At 64.4% G+C, this 18,957-nt stretch carries 19 protein-coding genes; 11 read left to right on the top strand and 8 right to left on the bottom strand.

All coding sequences use genetic code 11. From position 1 onward, the window contains the following. Positions 1-49 precede the first annotated feature (49 nt). The 5 genes from ACSQ9A_RS23390 to ACSQ9A_RS23370 all read left to right on the top strand — a co-directional run bounded on the left by ACSQ9A_RS23390 (position 50) and on the right by ACSQ9A_RS23370 (position 6,688). Positions 50-1,030 (top strand): fumarylacetoacetate hydrolase family protein, encoded by a 981-nt coding sequence (locus ACSQ9A_RS23390; protein WP_436305376.1) that lies wholly within the window; start codon positions 50-52, stop codon positions 1,028-1,030. Positions 1,031-1,036: 6 nt separating this feature from the next. Then, entirely contained in the window at positions 1,037-1,360 is a 324-nt protein-coding gene (locus tag ACSQ9A_RS23385) for an NIPSNAP family protein (RefSeq protein ID WP_436305375.1), read from the top strand. Between the two features lie 42 nt (positions 1,361-1,402). Beyond that, entirely contained in the window at positions 1,403-1,951 is a 549-nt protein-coding gene (locus ACSQ9A_RS23380) for a VOC family protein (protein WP_436305374.1), read from the top strand. Positions 1,952-2,040: 89 nt separating this feature from the next. After that, positions 2,041-2,997: a Bug family tripartite tricarboxylate transporter substrate binding protein gene (locus tag ACSQ9A_RS23375; RefSeq protein ID WP_436305373.1), complete on the top strand. Its 957-nt coding sequence runs from the start codon at positions 2,041-2,043 to the stop codon at positions 2,995-2,997. 283 nt (positions 2,998-3,280) lie between these two features. Then, a complete protein-coding gene (locus tag ACSQ9A_RS23370) occupies positions 3,281-6,688 on the top strand; it encodes an AAA family ATPase (RefSeq protein ID WP_436305372.1) in 3,408 nt (1,135 codons plus the stop codon). A 103-nt stretch (positions 6,689-6,791) separates the two neighbouring features. On the opposite strand, the gene ACSQ9A_RS23365 is transcribed toward ACSQ9A_RS23370, so the two are convergent. Then, the gene (locus ACSQ9A_RS23365) at positions 6,792-7,172 is read right to left on the bottom strand and encodes a winged helix-turn-helix transcriptional regulator (RefSeq protein ID WP_436305371.1); all 381 of its coding nucleotides are present in this window, start codon (positions 7,170-7,172) and stop codon (positions 6,792-6,794) included. 115 nt (positions 7,173-7,287) lie between these two features. Here ACSQ9A_RS23365 and ACSQ9A_RS23360 point away from each other — a divergent pair, with 115 nt between their 5' ends. The 3 genes from ACSQ9A_RS23360 to ACSQ9A_RS23350 all read left to right on the top strand — a co-directional run bounded on the left by ACSQ9A_RS23360 (position 7,288) and on the right by ACSQ9A_RS23350 (position 9,620). Further along, complete coding sequence (locus ACSQ9A_RS23360) at positions 7,288-7,959, top strand: hypothetical protein (protein WP_436305370.1); 672 nt, start codon at positions 7,288-7,290, stop codon at positions 7,957-7,959. 154 nt (positions 7,960-8,113) lie between these two features. Continuing rightward, positions 8,114-8,851 carry an acetoacetyl-CoA reductase gene (gene phbB, locus ACSQ9A_RS23355; RefSeq protein ID WP_436305369.1) on the top strand — a complete coding sequence of 246 codons (738 nt, stop codon included), beginning with the start codon at positions 8,114-8,116 and terminating at the stop codon, positions 8,849-8,851. A 247-nt stretch (positions 8,852-9,098) separates the two neighbouring features. After that, positions 9,099-9,620, top strand: coding sequence for a hypothetical protein (locus ACSQ9A_RS23350; RefSeq protein ID WP_139191736.1), 522 nt, complete (start codon positions 9,099-9,101; stop codon positions 9,618-9,620). 49 nt (positions 9,621-9,669) lie between these two features. Here the strand turns inward: ACSQ9A_RS23350 and ACSQ9A_RS23345 are convergent, their stop codons facing one another. Together ACSQ9A_RS23345 and ACSQ9A_RS23340 are read right to left on the bottom strand one after the other, a co-directional pair. Beyond that, positions 9,670-10,422 carry an alpha/beta fold hydrolase gene (locus ACSQ9A_RS23345; RefSeq protein WP_436305368.1) on the bottom strand — a complete coding sequence of 251 codons (753 nt, stop codon included), beginning with the start codon at positions 10,420-10,422 and terminating at the stop codon, positions 9,670-9,672. A gap of 110 nt (positions 10,423-10,532) precedes the next feature. Further along, positions 10,533-10,754: a hypothetical protein gene (locus tag ACSQ9A_RS23340; protein ID WP_436305367.1), complete on the bottom strand. Its 222-nt coding sequence runs from the start codon at positions 10,752-10,754 to the stop codon at positions 10,533-10,535. A gap of 265 nt (positions 10,755-11,019) precedes the next feature. Between ACSQ9A_RS23340 and ACSQ9A_RS23335 the strand changes: the two genes are divergently transcribed. Further along, positions 11,020-12,273, top strand: a complete 1,254-nt coding sequence (locus ACSQ9A_RS23335; RefSeq protein ID WP_436305366.1) for a branched-chain amino acid ABC transporter substrate-binding protein — start codon at positions 11,020-11,022, stop codon at positions 12,271-12,273. 348 nt (positions 12,274-12,621) lie between these two features. After that, entirely contained in the window at positions 12,622-13,605 is a 984-nt protein-coding gene (locus tag ACSQ9A_RS23330; RefSeq protein ID WP_436305365.1) for a JmjC domain-containing protein, read from the top strand. 42 nt (positions 13,606-13,647) lie between these two features. Here ACSQ9A_RS23330 and ACSQ9A_RS23325 read toward each other — a convergent pair whose 3' ends face one another. From ACSQ9A_RS23325 to ACSQ9A_RS23305, 5 genes are read right to left on the bottom strand one after another with little or no spacing between them, the layout of a single operon-like run. After that, complete coding sequence (locus tag ACSQ9A_RS23325) at positions 13,648-14,652, bottom strand: TRAP transporter substrate-binding protein (RefSeq protein ID WP_093109733.1); 1,005 nt, start codon at positions 14,650-14,652, stop codon at positions 13,648-13,650. Positions 14,653-14,671: 19 nt separating this feature from the next. Then, complete coding sequence (locus ACSQ9A_RS23320) at positions 14,672-15,952, bottom strand: TRAP transporter large permease (RefSeq protein ID WP_436305364.1); 1,281 nt, start codon at positions 15,950-15,952, stop codon at positions 14,672-14,674. Then, positions 15,949-16,533: a TRAP transporter small permease gene (locus ACSQ9A_RS23315; RefSeq protein ID WP_436305363.1), complete on the bottom strand. Its 585-nt coding sequence runs from the start codon at positions 16,531-16,533 to the stop codon at positions 15,949-15,951. The genes ACSQ9A_RS23320 and ACSQ9A_RS23315 overlap by 4 nt, the downstream gene beginning before the upstream one ends. 5 nt (positions 16,534-16,538) lie before the next feature. After that, the gene (locus tag ACSQ9A_RS23310; protein ID WP_093109730.1) at positions 16,539-16,982 is read right to left on the bottom strand and encodes a type II 3-dehydroquinate dehydratase; all 444 of its coding nucleotides are present in this window, start codon (positions 16,980-16,982) and stop codon (positions 16,539-16,541) included. A gap of 14 nt (positions 16,983-16,996) precedes the next feature. Further along, positions 16,997-18,013 carry a TRAP transporter substrate-binding protein gene (locus ACSQ9A_RS23305; protein WP_436305362.1) on the bottom strand — a complete coding sequence of 339 codons (1,017 nt, stop codon included), beginning with the start codon at positions 18,011-18,013 and terminating at the stop codon, positions 16,997-16,999. 139 nt (positions 18,014-18,152) lie between these two features. On the opposite strand from ACSQ9A_RS23305, the gene ACSQ9A_RS23300 reads away from it, so the two are divergent. After that, positions 18,153-18,935 carry an IclR family transcriptional regulator gene (locus ACSQ9A_RS23300; RefSeq protein WP_436305361.1) on the top strand — a complete coding sequence of 261 codons (783 nt, stop codon included), beginning with the start codon at positions 18,153-18,155 and terminating at the stop codon, positions 18,933-18,935. The last annotated feature ends 22 nt before the right edge of the window (positions 18,936-18,957 follow it).

Here is an 18,957-nt window from a genome sequence, read left to right as displayed (position 1 = left end):
ATGCAAACCGCCTTGCTGGCGGCCCTAGGAAAGACATGGAGCGTCAAACATGAAACTCGCCACCCTGAAGCGCGGAGGCCGCGACGGCACCCTGATCGTCGTCAACAAGGCCCTGACCCGAGCCGCGTCGGCGCGGGAGATTGCCCCAACGCTTCAGTACGCCCTTGAGCGTTGGGCGACCGTTGCGCCTCAGCTGCAGGAGTTGCATGAGCGCCTTGAGCAGGGGGAGCTCACCGATGTGTTCGATCTGAACATCGACGCGCTGGCCAGCCCACTTCCTCGGAGCTATCAGTTCCTGGACGGGTCCGTGTACCTCCATCACATGGAGAAGGCGCGCAAAGCGCGCGGCGCTGACATGCCGCCGAACTACAAGACCGATCCGCTGATGTATCAGGGCCTGTCGGACCGCTTCGACGGCCCGCGCGACCCGATGCGCCTACCCGATGAAAGCCTGGGCATTGACTACGAGGCCGAGGTCGCGGTGGTGGTTGATGACGTGCCCATGGGGACGACCGCTGACGAAGGCGCGTCCCACATCAAGCTGGTGATGCTGCTCAACGACTTCACCCTTCGCACCCTGACACGAAGCGAGTTGCCGAAGCAGTTCGGCTTCGTGCAAGCCAAGCCCACGAGCTCGTTCTCGCCTGTTGCCGTGACGCCGGAGGAGCTGGGCGACGCTTGGGATGGGCGAAAGCTCAGCCTCCCAATCCTGTCCTTCATCAACGGACGCGCGATGGGTCGTGCCAACACCGGGCGAGATATGTTTTTCGACTATCCGCAGCTGATCGCCCATGCGGCGCGCACGCGCTCGCTGAGCGCCGGCACCATCATCGGGGCCGGTGCCGTATCGAACCTCGATCCAGAAGCCGGGTACGCATGCATCGCTGAAGCGCGCGCTGACGAGGAGCTCAGGCACGGGCAGGCCAGCACACCCTGGTTCAGGTTTGGCGACACGGTGCGCATCGAGATGTTGGATGGCGCGGGCCAAACGATCTTCGGCGCCATCGAACAGCGCATCCAGAAGGCCTGACGCGCCATGCTGGTCGAGCAACGCACCTACACAACGCATCCCGGCAAGGTACGGGAGTATCTTGCGCTGTATGAGACGGAAGGCCTCGCCGTGCAGCGCCGCATCCTCGGGCGCATGGTGGGCTATTACCGCTCCGAAATCGGTGAACTGAATCAGGTGGTTCACCTGTGGGCCTATGTCGATCTGTCGGAACGCGGGCAGCGCCGCGCCGCGCTGCTTGCAGACCCACAGTTCAAAGCCTACGTACAGAAGATGCTGCCACTGCTCGTGCGCCAAGAGTCGCGACTTCTCATTCCCGCCTCCTTCTTCACCCCCACATGGCAGGACTGAGCCACTGAAGCTCTTCCAGCCTCCGTCATCAGGAGTTCAAACATGCTTTGCAAGAAACTGCACCACGCCGCCTACCGTTGCAAGGACGCGGACGAGACCACCAAGTTCTACACCGAGATGCTGGGTCTGAAGTTCGCCCATGCCATGGGTGAGGACCATGTGCCGTCAACGGGGAAATACAGCCCCCACGTGCACATCTTCTTCGAGCTCGAGGATGGCAGTTCCATCGCTTTCTTTGAGTGCCCTAAGGACCCGGGTGAGATCAAGGACATGGCTTCCCCAGACTGGATTCAGCACTTCGCCTTCGAGGTAGAGAGCGTGGAGGTCCTGATGCGTGCAAAGGAGGATTTGCAGGCGAAGGGATTGAAGGTCGTAGGGCCGACAAATCATGATGACTTCATCACCTCGATCTACTTCTTCGATCCCTCAGGGCACCGACTAGAGCTGACCGCACGCACGTGCCACGACCCAGCTCGGCTGCAGAGCTTCGCCGACGAGGCACCGGAGGTTCTTGCGCTTTGGTCCGAGACCCATGACTGGTCGCAACGCGCCAAACTGTTCGGCAGCAGTTCCGGCTACCAGCGCTCCTGAGCGACCAGCCCCTCACACCGAGGTGTGACGTGACATCCCTTCCGAGGTGTGACGCGACATCCTTTCCAACTACAAGCACGAGACAAGCCATGATTCGACGCCAACTATTCGCAGCCATTCTTGCCGCCCCGCTCGTCGCTCAAGCTGCGGGCTACCCCGACCGGCCCATCACGCTTGTCCACGGGTTCAACGCCGGCGGCAACGCGGACGTGGTCGCACGCATCATCGCGCTGCCGCTGTCCAAGGAGTTGGGGCAGTCAGTCCTCGTCGACCCCAAGGCCGGTGCGGGCGGCAACCTGGCATCGGGACAGGTCGCCAAGGCCCCCGCCGATGGCTACACGCTCATCCTGCAGACGGGCGGACATGCAGTGTCGGCCGCGATGATGAAGAAGCAGCCTTTTGACCCGTTGGAGAGCTTCGACTGGGTCTCCGTGGTCACCAAGTTCCCATTGGTGCTGGCGGTCAATGCGGAGAGCAGGTTCAAGAACATAAAGGATGTACTTGTTGCTGCGAAGGCCGCGCCTGGCACCATCTCGTTCAGCTCCGTGGGCATCGGCTCGACTCAGCACCTATCAGGTGAACTGTTCCAGGCCGCCGCAGGCATCGAGCTCATCCACATCCCCTACAAAGGAGGGGCGGCCCCGCTCCAGGATGTATTGGGTGGGCGTGTTGACCTGATGTTCGACTCCGTGACGGTGACCCGGACCCATATCGAGTCGGGCAAGCTCCGTGGCCTCGGCGTGACATCGACTAACAGCGCTCCGCAGCTGCCGAGTGTGCCTCCGATGAAAGACTCGGTGCCAGGTTTCGAAGTGACATCCTGGACCGGTGTTGCCGCACCGAGGGGCCTTCCGCCTGCAGTGGCGCAGCGCCTGCACGAGGCCTTGGTCAAGGTGTTGGCTCAGCCAGATGTCGTCAAGCAGCTCGAGGCGACTGGCGGTGTCGCCAGCCCTTCGTCGAGCGGTGCTGAGATGAAGACTTTTGTTCAGGCGCAAGTCAGTAGGTGGTCCAAGGTGGTGAAGGACGCGAACATTCCCATGCAATAGCCAGCATGAACAACAGCTTCATTGACGTCGTTGGTCTGTGTGGCGGCCTGCGCGCCGCCTCCATCAATCGCATGGCTCTCGGCCTGGCTGGCCAGGTAATGCCTGCGGGGATGGAGGCATGTTCAAGAACATGCTCGACTGCCGTCGCGCGTTGATGCCCAGCCCTTCGCCTACAAGCCCGTGGCGATGATGTCGGCATCTACCGGAGCCCGGCGCACTGCGCGCCTTGATAAGATTTGGGAGTTGTTGGGCCTTGAAAGCCCCGTGAGCGAGGCTAAGCCTTATGCGCTGCGCAAGCTGCGGGTTCGAGAATCCGGCAGGCGCCAAGTTCTGCGAGGAATGCGGCGCCAAGCTGGTACGCGTCTGCCCGGCCTGCGGGCACGAGGCAAGCGCGAGCGCCAGTTTCTGCAGCGAATGCGGCGCTCCATTGAGCGGGCCGCCCGCGGGCGCGGCGCTTGCGGCCGGCGCCCCCATCGACTACACGCCCCCCTATCTGGCCGAGCGCATCCGCGCGGCGCAGGTGGATATGGAAGCCCGCGGCGCGGCGGACGGCGAGCGCAAGACGATCACCGCGTTGTTCGCCGACATGGCCGGTTCGACCGCGCTGATCCACGACCTCGATCCCGAAGACGCCCGCCGCCTGATCGACCCGGTGCTGGCGTTGATGATGGAGGCCGTGCATCACTACGAAGGCTATGTGGCCAGGTCGATGGGCGATGGCATCCTGGCGCTGTTCGGCGCGCCGATCGCGCACGAAGACCATTCGCAGCGCGCCCTCTATGCTGCACTGCGCATGCAAGACGAGATGCGCCGCTACGCCGACCGTGTGCGTCTGGCACAGGGGATCGCGCTGCAGCTGCGCGTCGGCGTGAACTCCGGCGAAGTCGTGGTGCGCGCGATCCGCACCGAGGACTTGCACACCGACTACGACCCGGTGGGGAACTCTATCCACATCGCCTCGCGCATGGAAGGCATTGCGGTGCCCGGTTCGATCGTCGCAAGCGAACGAACGCGCAAGCTGAGCGAGGGCTATTTCGCATTCAAGGCGCTCGGCGCGACGCCGATCAAGGGGCTGCCCGAGCCGCTCGCCGTCTTCGAAGTGCTCGGCCTCGGCCCGCTGCGCACCCGGTTGCAGGTGGCTGCCAGCCGCGGGGTGGCGCGCTTTGTCGGCCGTGCCCGCGAGCTCGAGCAAATGCGAGAAGCGCGGGCGCAGGCGCAGGCCGGGCATGGGCAGATCGTCGGCGTGGTCGGCGAGCCGGGGGTCGGCAAGTCGCGGCTGTGCCACGAGTTCAAGCTAGGCGCGCCGCGCGATGGCCTGGTGCTGGAGACCTTCTCGGTCTCGCACGGCAAGGCCTATCCTTATCTGCCGCTGATCGAACTGCTGGAGAACTACTGCCAGATCACTGCGCAGGACGATGAGCGCCGGCGGCGCGAGAAGCTCACCGGCAAGGTGCTGACCCTCGACCGCGCGCTGGAAGACAGCCTGCCCTATCTGTTCCACCTGCTGGGGGCGACCGAGCCGAGCTCGGCGTTGGCGCAGACGAACCCTCAGATCCGCCGGCAGCGCACTTTCGAGGCGATCCAGCGACTCCTGGTGCGCGAGAGCCAGGCGCAGCCGCTGGAGCTGATCGTAGAGGATCTGCAATGGCTCGACAGCGAGACCGACGCCTTCCTCGGCGTTCTCGCCGAGAGCGTGGCCGACGCCCGCATCCTTCTGCTGGTCAATTACAGGCCCGAGTACCAGCACGACTGGAGTCGCAAGGGCTACTACACCCAGTTGCGGCTGGATCCCCTGGGCGAAGCCGAAGCCCGGGAACTGCTTCGGGGCCTGCTGGGCGACGCCGCCGGGCTCGGCCCGCTCGAGGAGCTGATCCTGGAGCAGACCGAAGGCAACCCATTCTTCATGGAGGAAGTGGTGCAGACGCTGGTCGAGGAGCAGGTACTGCGCGGCGAGCGCGGGCACTACCGCCTCGAGCAGGTTCCGACCACGCTGCATATCCCGACCACCGTGCAAGGCGTGCTCGCCGCCCGCATCGACCGCTTGGAGCCGGCCGAGAAGGCGCTGCTGCAGACCTTGGCGGTGATCGGCAAGTCATTTGCATGGAGCCTGCTCGCACGCGTCGTCGATCAGCCCGAAGACATGCTGAAGAGCCTGCTGGCGCGGCTGCAGGCAGGGGAGTTCATTTACCAGCAGCCGGCATTTCCGGAGGTGGAGTACAGCTTCGTGCATGGGCTGACCCAGGAGGTGAGCTACGGCTCGCTGCTGAGCGAGCGGCGCCGCGCACTGCATGAGCGCACGGCGCAGGCGATCGAGGCCCTGTTCGCCTCCCAGCTCGAGGAGCACTGCAGCGAGCTGGCGCATCATTTCAGCCGCAGCGGCAACGCGCCGAAGGCGGTGGAATACCTGCACTGCGCCGCGCGCCAGGCGCTGCAGCGCTCCGCCGATGCAGAGGCAATCGCGCACCTCACCACGGCCCTGGCCCTGCTCGAGACCCTGCCCGATGCGCCCGAGCGCGCACGGCGGGAACTCGCGCTCCAGATCACCCTCGGTCCGGCCTGGATGGCCGCCAAGGGGCTCGCTGCACCGGAAGTGGAGGCGACCTATACCCGGGCGCTGATGCTGTGCCGACAGCTCGGGGAGACGGTCCATCTCTTCCCCGCGCTGATGGGGCTGCGGACCTTCTACATGGTCCGGGGGGAACTGCCGACCGCGCGCGAGCTGGCGGAGCAGCTCGTCACGCTGGCCCAGAAGGCGCAAGACCCGGCCTTGCTCGTGCACGCCCATCGGGCGTTGGGAACTGCCCTGTTCGGTCTCGGCGAGCTCGACCCTGCTCGCGCGCATCTGGAACAGGCCTTGGCCCTTCACGACCCTGCGCGGCACCCGTCGCCGGCCTACTTCTTTGTCTTCGAGCCCGGCGTGCTGGGGCTGGCCTTCGTCGCCATGGACCTGTGGCTTCTGGGCTATCCGGACCAAGCCCTCGCACGCAGCCAGGCGATGCTCGCCCGGGCTCAGACCCTGTCCCATCCTCCGGACTCCGCCAGCGCCTTGACCTTCGCCGCCGAGCTCCATTTGTTTCGCCGCGAGGCGCAGCCCGCCCGCGAGCTGACGGAGGCCGTCCTTGCGCTCGCGACCGAGCACGGCTTCCCGTTCTGGCTGGGTTGGGGAACCATCCTCTCGGGCTGGGCGCTGGTCGAGCAGGGACGTGCAGCAGAAGGGATGGAAAGGATGCAACAGGGCTTGAGCGCCTACCAGACCACGGGCGCGGGGCTATGGCGCACGCGCTTCCTGGCCTTGCTGGCCGAAGCCTACGGAAGAGCGGGGCAGGCCGAGGCAGGGCTGAAGACACTGGCCGAGGCCTTGGCCTTGGTGGAGCTCACGCAGGAGCGTGTTTACGAGGCGGAGCTTTATCGACTCAAGGGCGAGCTGATGTTGCTGCAGCCGGGCCGCGAGGGCGAGGAGGCCGGCGGCGAGGTCGAGGCCTGCTTCCTGCAGGCGATCACCATCGCTCGCCGGCAGGGCGCCCGATCGCTGGAGCTGCGCGCGGTGATGGCCTTGAGCCGGCTGTGGCGGCAGCAGGGCAAGTCGGCGGAGGCCCGCCAGATGTTGGCCGAGAGCTATGGCTGGTTCACCGAGGGCTTCGACACTGCGGACCTGCAGGAGGCCAGGTCGCTGCTTGCCGAGCTCCACTGAAGGGTGCGTCATGTCAGCGCCATGTTCAGCGCATGACCTTTCTCTTCGAGGGAGGTTGCGGAAGTCAAAATTGATCGCCGAGTCTCAACAATGGCCGATGCCGCTAACCGGCGCGCGCCGCCTTTGCGCGCGTCCGAGTTGAGCGGCGCAAGGTCTGCGTACCTGGTATGTGTCTCTTGCCCCATCGCACCAGCGCGAGCAGAACGTCACCCATGGCAGTTCCTTTCTTGCTGAGCGCATAGGCGTAACGAATCGGACGCTCCTGGTACGCGGCGCTCACGACAATCCCAGCCTCTTCGAGGCGCTTCAGGCGATCGGCGAGTGTGTTGGTTGGGATTCCTTCGGGCGAGTCCAGCAGTTCCCCAAAGGTGCGTTTCCCGTGGAGCATGTCCCGAATGACGAGCAACGACCATTTGTCACCCACCAGGTCAAGCGTATTTGCAATAGGGCAGGCGGATCTTCGAAAACCTTCAGGCTTGTTCATCTTCGCTTCCATCAGTCGCGGGTGTCGACCGCGCGAGAAACTTGCAAAATGCAAGTAAGTATGCTACGGTTATCAGTAACTTGCAAAGTGCAAGCGACTGTGCAAAGGAGACGCCATGTCGAACCCTGTCCTGTCGCAATCCGCTCAGCCGAGGTCGCCAGCCCTTCGGGGCACAAAGCTAGTCGCCGCAGTCGTGCTTGCCGTCTGGTTCACGCTCGTCATTCTGCAGGGCGCGAGTGGAGCGTTCGTCACGCCGCCCGGGACGTCGCCGCTGCCGATCCTGATCGGGGTCACGGCGCCCATCATCGTGTTTCTCGCCGCTTTCTGGATGTCGCGCCTATTCCGCGAACTTGTTCTGACGGCTGACCTCCGCCTCATGATGGCGATACAGGCATGGAGATTTGCGGGGCTGGGCTTTTTGGCGCTGTACGCCCACGGCGTCTTGCCTGGCAGCTTCGCCTGGCCCGCAGGACTTGGCGACATCGCGATCGGAGTGACCGCGCCTTGGCTACTGGTTGCCCTGATACACCGGCCAAGCTTCGCTGCCAGCAAGACCTTCGTGGTGTGGAATGCGCTCGGGGTGTTGGACCTCGTTGTGGCCCTCGGTACCGGGGCACTCAGTTCGGCCCTCGCCGTCGGCGTCGCCGGGGAGATCACGACCGGCCCGATGGCACTGTTGCCGCTCGTGCTCATCCCCGCTTACTTTGTGCCCATTTTCATCATGCTCCATATGGCAGCGCTCTTTCAGGCGCGACATCTTGCGGGATACCTGAGAGAGCAAGCCTGATCAAGTGCGCCGGACCACTCGGACCTGTGCATGGTGTCGGCAGAAAAGTAGCCCCGTTGCAATCCGGGCTCAGTGTTTTCCTGAGCGGGGGTGATGAGAAAGCTCGCTACAGTGAACAGCGCCGGTTCAGGTTCGTCCACTTCAAGGAACGCGCATGAGCAAGAAAGTCGCATACGTCACCGGGGGCATGGGAGGCATCGGAACCGCCATTTGCCAGCGCCTGCACAAGGATGGTTTCACGGTCATCGCCGGCTGCGGCCCCACGCGTGACCACGCCAAGTGGCTGGGCGAGCAGAAAGCCGAGGGCTACGAGTTCCACGCGTCGGTCGGCAATGTCGGCGACTGGCAGTCGACGGTCGAGGCCTTCACCAAGGCCAAGGCCGAACACGGCGGCATCGACGTGTTGGTCAACAACGCCGGCATCACGCGGGACCGCATGTTCCTCAAGATGACGCTCGAAGAGTGGAGCGCGGTGATCGAAACCAACCTCAACAGCATGTTCAACGTCACCAAGCAGGTGGTCGCGGACATGGTCGAAAAGGGCTGGGGCCGCATCATCAACATCAGCTCGGTCAACGGCGCCAAGGGCCAGGCCGGCCAGACCAACTACTCGGCCGCCAAGGCCGGCATGCACGGCTTCACGATGGCGCTGGCGCAGGAGCTGGCGGCCAAGGGCGTGACGGTGAACACCGTGAGCCCGGGCTACATCGGCACCGACATGGTCAAGGCGATCCGCCAGGAAGTGCTCGACAAGATCGTGGGCACGATTCCCGTCAAGCGGCTCGGCGAGCCGAGCGAAATCGCCTCGATCGTCGCCTGGCTCGCGACCGACGAAAGCGGCTACTCCACCGGGGCCGATTTCTCGGTCAACGGCGGCTTGCACATGCGCTGAGGGCGCTCGCGCCCTCGACGTGCGGCGCTCGGGGATCGAGGCACTCGGACGCGGAGCGACCCTGCGCGACATGAAAACTTTGGACCTCATGTCGCCACGAGTCCCTCCACTGCACGAAAACTAGCAATGCCGACTTCGTCAGAAATGCACGTTTCCTTCGTAGGACCGCACCCCGGAATACGGATCCGCCACCGCTCGCAAACGTACGATATCGCCGTGCTCAACGAGGAAGTGAAGGACTTGAACCATGAGCAAACGCAGCGATGAAATCGAGACGGTGCCCCATTGCCTGGATGCCTGGCCGTCACGGCCTAGAGCCCAAGGGGACTCCCGGCCGTTCGCAAGCACCGTGGCCAACTTCTTCCGCAGAAATGGCAGCGCGGACGCTCCAGAGTCAATGGTCGCCAAGGTCCAGCCATTCGGGTCGGCATCGGAGATCGTCCGGCGCGAGCAGACGGGCGCGAAGTCGAATCTCTTCAAGCACTGGGATGCAATCAGGGCCGAAGGCATCACGGCATCGCAGTTCATCGCGTTCTTGCAGCCTCTCGCCGACCTGGACGGCATCACGGTCTCGTACACCTACAGCGATGAAGATGGCACGGAGCACGTCTACAACCACAGGCGCGGTGAGCTCGGGAGTGCGAATCCGCTTTCCCGAGCAATTCAGGAAAAGAAGCTATCCAAAGAGAAGGCACTGACCTTCGCGCTGAATGAAGAGGGACGCGTCTGGATCGAGAGCAACTTCATCGAGCTCAGCGACCTGACGTAGTAGGCGTTCGAGATTCCGGCCGGCCAGCTCCGAGGAGTCAGCCACCGGCTCATGTGAACGAGGCGACCCAGTCCCAGACCCGCGCGGGTGCCTCGACCATCACATTGTGACCATGCGGCCCAAGGTCCGAGGCATTGGGATCGAGCGCACGGATCTGCCCCATCGTCACCAGCGCGTCATCGCGCCCGCGGCCGAGATGGACGGGGCAGCGAGCCAGAGCCGCCAATTCGGACAGCGGCGGCTTGCCGACGGCATTGGCTCGAGGATCCATCGCGAGACGCCACCCATCGGCGCCGCGCTGGATGCCCCGCGTGACGACAGGTGTCGCTGCGTTGGCGATCCCGCCAAGGCCGGAGACCTTCAGGTACCGCTCCCACGCGTCTTCTTCCGTGGAAAACGTTTTGGCGGGCTGGGAAGCCAGCGTGTCCATGCGGCGGAGTTCATCGTCGCTCCACGCGATCTTGATGCCGGCCCCGAAGACCTGATGCGGTGTGACACCGAACCAACCCGTGGCCAGGGCGAGACCGATCACCCCGCCCAGCGAGTGTCCGAGAACCACGAGCCGGCCTGCGGGATTGACGTGCGGCAGCGCGGCGCGTCCAACGGTTGCGGCGTACTGCCCGATGGCATAGGAGTCTTGTCGGCCGGATTGGCCGTGGCCGGGCAAGTCCAGGACGACCCAGCGGCCGGCCCAGCGAATGCCGGCCCCTGCGCACATGGGCGACCACACGGCCCCCGTCGCGCCCATCCCATGCAGCATGAGGAGCAGGTCCGGGCCTTCGCCGCCTTGTTCCATGTACATGTCCACTGCCTCCATCGCAACTTCGATGGCGCAAGATTACTCGACAGCGCCCCTGCAGCGGGGGCTGCGAACACCTTCAGACATGCGCAGCAGGCCGGTGCAAGGTGGCGCTAAGCGGACTTCTCGAACTCTTCGAGCGCGACCTCGATGGGATCGCGGCGAGCGTTGGCGTCGTATAGCTCGATACCCCGGTCTGCCAGTTGCTCGAGTGTGATCGCGCCCTTCGCGAGGCTGGAGAACTCCTGTGTGAAGCAACGCAGCCAAGCTTCCGCTGGCGTGAGGGTGTAGCCGGCGATGACGACGGGTTGTTCAGGTTTCCAGATAGCAGTCATTCCAAAGCGCAGTTCGTCAAAAGGGTGCCGGCGATCGCACGATCTCCACGGGCCCGATCCCGCTGTAGACGGTATCGCCAGTCTTCAACGATGTCACAGTCCAGCGCTCACCCGGTGTCACTTTGTAGTCGCCAGGCGCCAGGGGCAACTCGCGTGGTCCTCGCTCTGCAATTCGCGCCTCGCGCTTCGACTGTCCCATCCGTGACCGAGCGGACACCGTGCCGGGCCTAGAGTGCGTTGCATAAACCATCGAGCGGAGACATCCATGCACAGGTCCGGATTCTTGCGCGCCGCCCGCGCATCCCTTTGCGTTAGCGCCCTCGCGGCCGGTCTCGCGACCCACGCTGCGGAGACGGTGAAGATCGCATTCATCGATGTGTTGTCGGGACCCTTCGCGCTCAGTGGCCAAGGCTCGCTCAACCAACTGCGCGAGGTGGTGAGCCAGCTCAATTCCACGGCGGGCGCGGCTGATCCGAAGTTCGAGGTCGTCCCCTTCGACGGCAAGGGCACGCCGCAGGAGAGCACGAACGTGCTGAAGGCGGCGTTCGACCAGAACATTCGCTACGTGACGCAGGGCGGCGGCTCGGGAGTCGCCTTCGCCCTGGTCGACGCCATCAACAAGCAGGCCCAGCGCGATGTGAACGGAGCAATGGTGTACCTGAACTATTCGGCGATGGACCCGGGCCTCACGAACGACCGCTGCAGCTTCTGGCACTTCCGGTTCTATCCGTCGAGCGAGATGAAGATCGAAGCCCTGACGACCTACCTGAAGACGAAGCCGGATGTGAAGAAGGTGTTCCTGTTCAACCAGAACTACACGCACGGCCAGCAGGTGGCCAAGGCCTCGCGCGCCTATCTCGCGAAGAAGCGTCCGGATATCGAGGTGGTCGGCGAGGACTACATACCGATCGCCTCGACGCGTGACTTCGCGCCCTACGTGGCGAAGATCGCGTCGTCGGGCGCGGACACGGTCATTACCTCGAACTGGGGCAGCGATCTCGGGCTGTTCCTGAAGGCCGCGCGCGATTTCGGCCTGAACATCAGCTTCTACACGATGAACGCCAACAACCCGGGCGTGCCGGCGCAGATGGGCTCCTGGGGCGCCGACAAAGTGAGCGTGATCTGGAACTGGGGCAGCAATGCGCCGACACCGGCGCTGGAGAAGATCGCGGTCGGCTACAAGCAGAAGTCGGGCGAGGACTTCATCTTCGCCGCGCACTGGAACACGATGAACATGCTGCGTGCGGCGATGCAGAAGGCGAAGTCGACCGACCCCAAGAAGGTCGCCTACGCGCTCGAAGGCATGAAGTACCAGAGCCCGTTGGGCGAGGTCGAGATGCGCTCGACCGACCACCAGTTGCAAGCGCCGATCTACCTTGGCGTATGGGCCAAGAAGGGCAGCCCAGGCGTCAAATATGACGCCGAGAACACCGGCTACGGCTTTCGCTCCGAGGTGGTGTGGAGCCCGGCCGAGAGCACGCAGCCCACGACTTGCCAGATGAATCGGCCTCCGGCCTGAGCGCTTGGTCTCGTCTTGCGGCTTAGCGTCCAACCGAAGCGACGATCAAGAGGGCCAGCGCCAAGAAAACGCCCCCGACGAATCCGGCTTCTATCAAGAGCTCGCGCAAGGGAGCGTTCGTCCCGGGTGTACTAGCCGGTTCAGGCCGAACATCGTTCTGAGCTGCGTCCTCGCTCCCTAACCCCTGTCCGATCATTTGCATGGTTGGCGCTCCTCAGCCAGTGGCTTGTCTCAAAGGTGCGGGCACTATAAAACAATAGTACAAAAATGGGAATTTTTCACATTTTGTGACTGCGTGATGCGTTGCAAGAAGTACAAAAGTACTACATGTGACCGAAGATTTCGGTCATGAGAGACACACAAGACATAAATATCGGCTGGCGGACCGAGCCGCCGCCGGCGACGTATCACGTGAGGGCAGACGATCCTGCGAACTTCTCCACGCACCGGATCACCGCCCTGAATCACAACTTTCACGAGCATCCGCTCTTCCAGGTGCCTGAACTCGTGAAGCTCGGCAAGGAGCTGGCTCCCCTGGGGCAGTGTCGATTCATGAGGCCTGGCCTCACAGTCGCTTCCACCATCGCGCACGACAGCCGGCATCCGGACGGGCGCAGCATCGACGAACACTTCGAGCGCATGGAGGAGCCGGGTTCGTCGGTGGCCCTCTACAACATCGAAGCCATTCCGCGCTACCAGGCCTTGCTGTTCGACATCGTCGGCACCATGCGCGCGGATGTCGAACGCGAGCAGCCGGGCATCTTTCGGGTGAACGGTTTCGTCTTCATCTCGGCACCGCCTTCGGTGACGCCCTTCCACATCGATCGCGAGAACAACTTCTGGCTGCAGCTGCATGGGCGCAAGATCCTGAGCGTCTGGGACCATGCGGATCGCAGCATCGTGCCGGCCGAGGCGGTGGAGGATTTCATCGTCACCCAGTCGCTCAGGAAGGTGCGCTTCAAGGAGGAGTTTAGGCCTCTCAGCCACGAGTTCAACGCCCGTCCGGGAGACGGCGTCTATTTCCCGAGCACCTCGCCGCACATGACGCGTTCCGAGCCTGATTGGACGGCCCCCGGCGATCGCGTGTCGATCTCGATCGGAGTGACCTTCTACACCTCCGTCACGCGCAGGACCGCTCGCGTCTACCAGGTGAACCGGGTCTTGCGCAAATGTGGGTTGTCGCCCGCCTACCCCGGCGAGTCGCCCGCGGCGGACGCACTCAAGGCGTCGGTGGGCGGGCTGGTCGGCGCGACGCGATCCTGCCTCGTCGACATGACCGCATCGGCGCGGCGCTTCAAGCCGGTGACGACACCGCCGCCGGGCTCCTATTGAACATTGAAGCCCCAGGCGGCGCATGAACTCGGAAAACGGCCCTCACTTTCTGACCTTGGCAATCTCCGACTGCAGCTCCTTGACCGTTGCCTCGCCCACAGCTGCCGTTTGCTTCTCGATCACCGGCTTCACCTTCTCGCGCAGCTTGGCCAGTTCGGCCGCAGGCAGCTCGGTGACCGTCATGCCGGCCTGCTTGAGCGCCTGCAGCGCGCTGTCGGCGGCGCCGCGCGAGGCCTGGCGCTGGAAAGCCGTCGCCTCCACAGCCGCGTCTGCAACGATCTTCTTCTCCTCTGCGCTCAAGCCGTCCCAGGTCTTCTTGCTGATGATGAGCGCCTGCGGGTTGTAGATGTGCCGCGTTTCGGTGAGGTGCTTCTGCACCTCGGCGAACTTGGAAGCAAGAATCGTCGTGTTCGGATTCTCCTGGCCGTCGACCGCCTTCTGGTCCAGTGCCGAATAGAGCTCGGGGAAGGGCAGCGGCACCGCGTTCGCGCCCAGCGCGCTGAACAGGTCAATGTAGATTGGCGACTGGATCACGCGGATCTTCAGGCCCGCGATGTCCTCGGCCTTGGCGATCGGCCGCTTGCTGTTGGTGAGGTTGCGAAAGCCCAGGTCCCAGTAGCCGAGGCCGTGCAGTCCCTTCTCGTCGAGCCTGGCCAACAGCTTCCGGCCGAAGGGGCCGTCCGTCACTGCATCGGCTTCCTGCGTATTGCCGAAGAGAAAGGGGAAGTCGAGCACGGCGAACTCCTTCACCTGCGCCGCGAGGATGCCGGCGTTCAGCACCGTCATCTCGACCGTGCCTCCCTGCAGCGCGGAGACGGTCTGCAGATCGCCGCCGAGCGTGCCGCCCGGGAACAGCTTCACCGTGATCTTCTTGCCGGACTTCTCGGCCACGAGATCGGCGAACTTCTGCGCGCCCTGGGCCTGCGGATGGCCGCTCTGGTTCTGGAACGCGAATTTGAGCGTGCGCTCCTTGATCTGCGCCGCGGCGCCGGTGACGGCCAGCGCCGCCACCGCGGCGAGCAGGACCTTGTGCATCGATAGCTTCATGGTTCGTGTCTCCTTATGATCAACCGTGGAAAAACTTCGCGGGCCAGGTGACGAGCCAGGGGAACAGCACCATGAGGAACAGAATCGCGAACTCCGCGATCATGAAAGGCACCACGCCCTTGGTGACGTCGTCCATCGAGATCCGGCCCACGCCCGCCACCACGTTGAGCACGGTGCCCACCGGCGGGGTGATCAGGCCGATCGAGTTGTTGATGATGAACATCACGCCGAAGTAGACCGGGTCGATGCCGGCGGCCTTGACGATCGGCATCAGCACCGGGGTCAGGATCAGGATGGTCGGCGTCATGTCCATCGCGGTGCCGACGATCATCACCAGCACCATGATCGCGAACATCAGCAGGATCTTGTTGTCCATGAAGGGCTGCAGCAGGCCGACCACCTTCGACGGCAGGTCGGCCACGGTGATGAGCCAGGCGCTCACCATCGCGGCCGCGATCAGGAACATCACGATCGCACTGGTCTTCGCGGCGTTCACGAACACCGCGTAGAGATCCTTCCAGCTGAGCTCGCGGTAGATCGCCATCGAGACGAAGAGCGCATACACCGCGGCCACCACCGCCGCCTCGGTGGGCGTGAAGACACCCATGCGCAGCCCGACCAGGATGATCACCGGCAGCATCAGCGCCCACAGTGCCTGGCGAAAGGTCGCGAGCATTTCCGCGGTCGACCTGGCAGGTGGCGGCACGATCTTCTCGCGCCGCACGAGCCAGGCCCAGGTGAGCCAGAGCGCGCCGCCGATCAGGAGGCCCGGCACGATCGCCGCAAGGAAGAGCTTGGAGATCGAGACGTTGGCTGCGACGCCGAAGATGACGAGCCCGATGCTCGGCGGAATCACCGGCCCGATGACGCCGGTGGCGGCGATCAGCCCGCCGGCGCGCGCCTTGTCGTGGCCGGCGCTCACCATCATCGGCAGGAGCAGCGAAGTCAGCGCGGCCGCATCGGCAACCGCCGACCCCGAGAGCGCCGACAGCAGGCAGCCGGCCATGATCGTCACGTAGCCCAGCCCGCCCTTCACGTGGCCGACGAGCGCGAGCGCAAAGTCGACGATGCGCCTGGACAAGCCGCCGGCGTTCATGATCTCGCCGGCCAGCATGAAGAAGGGTACGGCCAGCAGCGGAAAGCTGTCGGCGCCGCCGATGACGTTCTGCGCCAGGATCTGCGCATCGAAGAGGTCGAGGTGCCACATCAGCGCCACGCCGCTGGCGAGCAACGCGAACGCGATCGGGATGCCCATCGCCATCGCGGCGAGCAGGGAGCCGACGAAGACGAAGATCGTCATGGCCGCGCTCCAGCTTGCGGGCGGTCCGCCGGCGCGGCATCGGCCTGCTCGCCCAGGATCTGCTTCAGCTGCACGGCTTCCTCGGATTCCTGGATCATGACCAGGTCCTCGTCGGCGATGCGACCGGACACCAGGCGAAGCAGGTCGAGCGCAAGAAGGAATGCGGCAAGCACGGCGAAGACCACGCCCGACAGGTAGACCACGGCCATGGATGCGCCCGTGACCGGTGCGACGACGTCCCAGTTGATCTTCGTTTGGGCCACGCTGCCCTGGAACAGCAGCCACACGATGTAGAGCATCACGACATGCCCCACCGCCAGGCAGAACTTCTTGGCCGAAGGCGGCAGCCTCCGGACCACCATGTCGACGCCGAGGTGCCCGTGCTCCTTCAGCGCGACGACGGCGCCCAGAAAGGTCATCCAGATGAAGAGCCAGCGCGAGACCTCCTCCGACACCGTGATGCCCGAGTTGAAGCCGTAGCGAAGCACCACGTTGCCGAAGACCAGCACCACCATCAATGCCAGCGCCGCGGCGATCAGCGCCTCAATGCAGGCGCAGCAGCGGTCGATCCATCGATTCATGTTGATCAGGCCGCCTGCGCGCGCTGCATCTCGACCAGCGCACGCAGGCCGGCCAGGTACGAATGCGGACCGAGCCCCTGGATCGTGCCCTTGACCGCCGGCGAGATGATCGAGTGCGCGCGCCAGCTTTCCCGCGCCGCGATGTTCGACATGTGGACCTCGAAGACCGGGAACGGCATGGCCTTGATGGCGTCGTGCAAGGGAACGCCGTGCTGGGTCAGGCCGGCAGGGTTGACCAGTGCGCCTTGCGCCTCGTCGATGTGCTGGTGGAGGAAGTCGATCAGCTCGCCTTCGTGGTTCGACTGGATGGTCTCCAGCTCGACGCCGAGCTCGGCCGCGAGCTTGCCGAGGCGTTCGTTGATCTCGGCCAGGGTGGTCGAGCCGTAGATGTGGGGTTCTCGGCGGCCGAACAGGTTGAGGTTCGGGCCGTGCAGGACGAGGATCTTCATGGTGCCGCTTCGATTCAAGGATGGGACTTGCGCACGCGTGCCAGCTCGTCGTTGTAGAGCTTGACGATGCCCGGGTCGTAGCTGGCGGCGAAACGCTCGGTGACCGGCTTGGCGATCTGGCGCATGCGCGCCTGCTCGGGCGGCGCGAGCTCGTTGAACTGGATGCCCTTGGCCTGGAGATCGCCGATGGATTTCTGCGCCGCCGCGCGGCTGACCTGGCGCTGGTAGCCGCGGGCTTCGTCGGCCGCTTCGCGCATCATCTTCTGTTCTGCCGCGCTCAGCGAGTCCCAGAACTTCTTGCTCACCAGCATGATGTTCGCGGCATAGACGTGGTTGGTGGCGCTCACGAACTTCTGCACCTCGAAGAACTTGTTCGACAGGATCACCGCGTAGGGATTCTCCTGGCCGTCGACGGCCTTCGATTCGAGCGCCCCATAGAGCTCGGCGAAGGGCATGGGCACCGGATTGGCCTTGAAGGCCTTGAAGGTGTCGAGGAACACCGGGTTGGGAATGACGCGGATCTTCAGGCCCTCGAGGTCCTCGGGTTTCGCGATCGGGCGCTTGCTGTTCGTGACGTTGCGAAAGCCCAGATCCCAGTAGCCCAGCGCGACCAGGCCCTTCTCGGGCAGCTTGGCGATGAGCGCCTGGCCGAGCGGCCCGTCGAGGAGGGCATCGGCCTGCGCGAAAGAGCTCACGGCAAACGGGAAGTCGACCAGGCCGAACTCCTTCACGATGCCGGCCAGGGAGGTGGTGGCGGGCGCCGACATCTGCTGCACGCCGCCTTGCAGCGCCGACTGCTGCTGCATCTCGTTGCCGAGCTGCGACGCAGGGAACTCCTGCACCTTGAGCTTGCCGCTGCTCTTCGCCGCGAGCAGTTCGCCGAAGCGCTTGACGCCGAAGCTCACGGGATGGTCCGGGTTGTTCAGGTGGCCGAAGCGGATGACGCGCTCCTGCACGTCCTGGGCCAGGGCCGGCAGCGTCAGGGCCAATGTCGCGCCGAGAAGGGCGAGCGTTCGGTAGAGGGTTCTCAAGTTGGGACTCCGGTGGATGAGGGCCGATGCGCCCGCAGGTCTGGCAGGCGACGCAAGACGCGCCGCATCATAGGTAGAAAGTGGAAAACATTTCCACTAGGGAAAGCACTTGGCAAAACTCGGGTAGAGTTGCTCTGCCATGACCGCCATACTCGAACGCAGCTTCAAGGTGCTCGAACACCTTGTCGCCTACCCGGAAGGGCGAGCACTTTCTGCACTCGCCTCCGATCTCCAGATGCCGCTGAGCGCGACGCATCGACTGCTTTCCGAACTGATCCGCTGCGGTTACGTGCGCCAGGATCAGAGCCACGGCAACTACATGCTGACGATCAAGCTGGTCTCGCTGGGCTTGAGCTTCCTGAGCAACAGCGGCGTCGTCGACGTCGCCCAGCCGCTGCTCGATCGCCTGGCGGCCGAATCGGGGGAGCTCGTCCGGCTGGCAGTCGTCGACGGCGACGAGCTCACCTTCGTGGCCAAGGCACAGGGCGCGACCCGGGGCCTGCGCTACGACCCCGACATGGGCTTGTCGGTGAACCTGTCCTGCAGTTCGGCTGGGCACGCGTGGCTGTCCACCATGCCGGAGGAGCAGGCGCTCCAGCTGGTTGCGAAACAGGGGTTCGGCACGCCTGCCGATTTCGGGCCCAAGGCCGTGACCTCGGTGAAATCGCTGCTGGCCTATCTGCGGGCGGCGCGCAAGCGCGGCTTCGCGATGATCAACGAGGTCTTCGCGCCGGCCATGACTGCGATGGCGGCACCGGTGCGCATCGGCAACGGCGCCGTCATCGGCGTCATCACCATCGCAGGCCCGCTCGTGCGACTGACGGAAGAGCGCATGCTGGCCTTGGGGCCCACGCTTCTCGCGACCGCCGAAGAGGTGGCCTATGCGAGCGGGGCGTCGGCGATGTTCAAGCGGAGAGCTTGACCGGCCGGCGCTCGCTCGCAAA

This window comes from Variovorax sp. LjRoot290, from assembly GCF_964253985.1.
In the GTDB taxonomy this organism is placed as follows: Bacteria; Pseudomonadota; Gammaproteobacteria; order Burkholderiales; family Burkholderiaceae_C; genus Variovorax.
The sequence above is the reverse complement of the archived record's forward strand: the minus strand, read 5'-3'. Positions and strand labels throughout refer to the sequence as shown.

What these genes read in the sequence shown, in the direction of transcription:
- ACSQ9A_RS23390 (WP_436305376.1), top strand. Translation starts at nt 50, where the DNA reads ATGAAACTCGCCACCCTGAAGCGCGGAGGCCGCGACGGCACCCTGATC.
- ACSQ9A_RS23385 (WP_436305375.1), top strand. Translation starts at nt 1,037, where the DNA reads ATGCTGGTCGAGCAACGCACCTACACAACGCATCCCGGCAAGGTACGG.
- ACSQ9A_RS23380 (WP_436305374.1), top strand. Translation starts at nt 1,403, where the DNA reads ATGCTTTGCAAGAAACTGCACCACGCCGCCTACCGTTGCAAGGACGCG.
- ACSQ9A_RS23375 (WP_436305373.1), top strand. Translation starts at nt 2,041, where the DNA reads ATGATTCGACGCCAACTATTCGCAGCCATTCTTGCCGCCCCGCTCGTC.
- ACSQ9A_RS23370 (WP_436305372.1), top strand. Translation starts at nt 3,281, where the DNA reads ATGCGCTGCGCAAGCTGCGGGTTCGAGAATCCGGCAGGCGCCAAGTTC.
- ACSQ9A_RS23365 (WP_436305371.1), bottom strand. Translation starts at nt 7,172, where the DNA reads ATGAACAAGCCTGAAGGTTTTCGAAGATCCGCCTGCCCTATTGCAAAT.
- ACSQ9A_RS23360 (WP_436305370.1), top strand. Translation starts at nt 7,288, where the DNA reads ATGTCGAACCCTGTCCTGTCGCAATCCGCTCAGCCGAGGTCGCCAGCC.
- phbB (WP_436305369.1), top strand. Translation starts at nt 8,114, where the DNA reads ATGAGCAAGAAAGTCGCATACGTCACCGGGGGCATGGGAGGCATCGGA.
- ACSQ9A_RS23350 (WP_139191736.1), top strand. Translation starts at nt 9,099, where the DNA reads ATGAGCAAACGCAGCGATGAAATCGAGACGGTGCCCCATTGCCTGGAT.
- ACSQ9A_RS23345 (WP_436305368.1), bottom strand. Translation starts at nt 10,422, where the DNA reads ATGTACATGGAACAAGGCGGCGAAGGCCCGGACCTGCTCCTCATGCTG.
- ACSQ9A_RS23340 (WP_436305367.1), bottom strand. Translation starts at nt 10,754, where the DNA reads ATGACTGCTATCTGGAAACCTGAACAACCCGTCGTCATCGCCGGCTAC.
- ACSQ9A_RS23335 (WP_436305366.1), top strand. Translation starts at nt 11,020, where the DNA reads ATGCACAGGTCCGGATTCTTGCGCGCCGCCCGCGCATCCCTTTGCGTT.
- ACSQ9A_RS23330 (WP_436305365.1), top strand. Translation starts at nt 12,622, where the DNA reads ATGAGAGACACACAAGACATAAATATCGGCTGGCGGACCGAGCCGCCG.
- ACSQ9A_RS23325 (WP_093109733.1), bottom strand. Translation starts at nt 14,652, where the DNA reads ATGAAGCTATCGATGCACAAGGTCCTGCTCGCCGCGGTGGCGGCGCTG.
- ACSQ9A_RS23320 (WP_436305364.1), bottom strand. Translation starts at nt 15,952, where the DNA reads ATGACGATCTTCGTCTTCGTCGGCTCCCTGCTCGCCGCGATGGCGATG.
- ACSQ9A_RS23315 (WP_436305363.1), bottom strand. Translation starts at nt 16,533, where the DNA reads ATGAATCGATGGATCGACCGCTGCTGCGCCTGCATTGAGGCGCTGATC.
- ACSQ9A_RS23310 (WP_093109730.1), bottom strand. Translation starts at nt 16,982, where the DNA reads ATGAAGATCCTCGTCCTGCACGGCCCGAACCTCAACCTGTTCGGCCGC.
- ACSQ9A_RS23300 (WP_436305361.1), top strand. Translation starts at nt 18,153, where the DNA reads ATGACCGCCATACTCGAACGCAGCTTCAAGGTGCTCGAACACCTTGTC.